2 protein-coding genes are annotated in these 2344 nt (G+C 35.6%); both read right to left on the bottom strand.

The window, feature by feature from the left end; genetic code table 11:
* Positions 1-345 precede the first annotated feature (345 nt).
* Positions 346-1047 (bottom strand): glucose-1-phosphate thymidylyltransferase, encoded by a 702-nt coding sequence (locus AB1414_14480; GenBank protein MEW6608628.1) that lies wholly within the window; start codon positions 1045-1047, stop codon positions 346-348.
* A 9-nt stretch (positions 1048-1056) separates the two neighbouring features.
* Positions 1057-1773: a pyridoxine 5'-phosphate synthase gene (locus AB1414_14475; GenBank protein MEW6608627.1), complete on the bottom strand. Its 717-nt coding sequence runs from the start codon at positions 1771-1773 to the stop codon at positions 1057-1059.
* Positions 1774-2344: the final 571 nt, after the last annotated feature.

The following is a 2344-nucleotide window of genomic DNA, read 5'->3' as shown; positions in this document are numbered from 1 at the left end:
AACTGGTAATTAAATACCGTTTGGCTGATCCCAGGACGAAACTATTTAACCCGTTACCAATTATCCGTTTGCAGGTTATGAAATCTGATGATACGCCGTGCAAAACTTACTCAACACCACACTAACTATTGTCTTCTGACCTCTGTCTTCTGCTATCTATACTTTAGAGAAGCATATTTTGTGATTTCCTGTTACTATCAACTCAGGTTATCGGTTATCAGGTTATCGGTAAAGAGCAAGCAGTAGCCTGCTATCTCAAATTACCGATTACTGATTACCTGATTACCGATTACCTGATTACCGATTAGTTTAAATAATCACAATTTATACCCCACTGGAGTATATTTATTTATCCGTGCTAATCAGTGGCTGAATAATTACTTCTAAATTTTGTCTTAATTTTATAATGGAATGAGCAGGATAATAACCTTTAACGGTAGTATTAGGATAGACAATGGATTTAGGTCCTAAAAGAGTACCTGGTGTCATCACTGAATTACAACCTGTTTCGGTTTTATCTCCTAAGATAGCACCGAATTTTCTCAATCCTGTTTTGTAAATTTTATCGTTACACCTTACATCTACGGTGGATGAGAGATTTTCAAATTTAAAGTTAGCCAGTTTAGTTCCTGCCCCTAAATTAACCTCATTTCCTAAAATAGAATCGCCAATATAGGCAAAATGACCTGCTTTAGCCTTATTTAACATAATCGCATTCTTCATTTCGGTCGTATGACCAACGACACATTCATCTCCAACAATAACACTCCCGCGGACATAAGCCCCCTGTCTAATCTGTGTATTTTTGCCAATAATGGTAGGTTCAGCAATAAAAGCACCTGGTTCGACTACTGTTCCTTCTCCAATCTGGATATTATCGCCGATTAAAAACGCACCATCCATAATTGTGCCTGAAATCTGCGGTTTAATCACCTGCTTAATGTAAGTTTCGATTTTCTTCAATACTTCCCAAACATACTCTACATCTTCAAATATTGCTTTATGTCCAAAATGAGACAAATCAAAGAAATCTTCTGGTTTTAACATTTTTTGTCTCTATCTCCTTACAAGTTCCAACATCTCTCTTACTGCCTCGTCCATCCCAACTAAAATCGCCCGGGCAATGATTGAATGTCCTATGTTCAGTTCATTTATTCCGTGAATGGAAGCGATTGGTATAACATTTTGATAATTCAACCCATGACCAACATTGACGACTAAACCTTGTTTTATGGCAAAAGAAGCGGCATCCTCTAATTTTTCTAATTCTTCTTGAGCCTGTTGAGGACTGGTAGCATTAGCATAGTTTCCAGTATGTAATTCTATCGCAGTAACATTTATCTTTGAGGAGGTTTTAATCTGTGAAATATCCGGGTCAACAAATAAACTGACAACAATTCCCGCATCTTGTAATAAATTAACGGCTGAGGCTAAATTCTCTTTATTTTCAATAACATTTAAACCACCTTCGGTGGTTAATTCTTCACGGCGCTCGGGAACTAAAGTTGCCTGGTCAGGTTTTAAAGATAGGGCAAATTTTACCATAGCGTCTGTAGAGGCCATTTCTAAGTTTAGCTTAGTCGTAATTATCTCGCGTAAAACTCGCACATCGCGTTCCTGAATATGCCTTCTATCTTCTCTTAAATGGACGACAATAGAATCCGCACCAGCGAGTTCGGCAATCATTGCGGCAATAATTGGGTCCGGTTCTTTAACTTTTCGTGCCTGTCTGACTGTTGCCACATGGTCAACATTTACTCCAAGTTTTGGCATAATTCCTCCTTTTAAAGAAACAAGAAAACAAGTTTCTGCCTTATCAACCTATTCCCCTGTCAACTTATTTTCTATCGGTGGGTGTATGTAAAATTTGTGGGTAAAAAATATTGAGGAATATTCATCTTTTTGCCGATATAAAGAAATAGATGAAATTCAATGCGAAAATTACAAATTCCAAGCACCAAATCTCAAATAAATTCCAAATTCCAATTTCCAAATAAGTTTCAAATTCCAAAGATTATATGACAACGAGAGGAATTTATTTAGATTTTTCAATAATTGAAGGAAAAATCTTCTTCCTGTATTATTTGGAATTTTGAATTTTGGTCATTGAAATTTATTTGTAATTTGGTATTTGTGATTTGGAATTTTGTGATTTTCAATTGATTTAACCGTTACTTCAGACGGTTAAATAGTTACCCATAAATTTTACACGCACCCTCTATCGGTCAAGTTTTCTACTTTGAGAAAGTGAATGGACAAAAGATATTAGTTCACTCTCCCTTTCTTTTATAGTATAAAGATAAAAATCCCTTGATTTTATAATTTTATCATTTTCCCAGATAAA

The sequence above is a fragment of the bacterium genome (assembly GCA_040755795.1).
GTDB lineage: Bacteria > UBA9089 > CG2-30-40-21 > CG2-30-40-21 > SBAY01 > JBFLXS01.
The sequence above is the reverse complement of the archived record's forward strand: the minus strand, read 5'-3'. Positions and strand labels throughout refer to the sequence as shown.

Bases quoted from the DNA above. Each gene is read 5' to 3' on its own strand.
- AB1414_14480 (MEW6608628.1), bottom strand. From the start codon at position 1,047: ATGTTAAAACCAGAAGATTTCTTTGATTTGTCTCATTTTGGACATAAA.
- AB1414_14475 (MEW6608627.1), bottom strand. From the start codon at position 1,773: ATGCCAAAACTTGGAGTAAATGTTGACCATGTGGCAACAGTCAGACAG.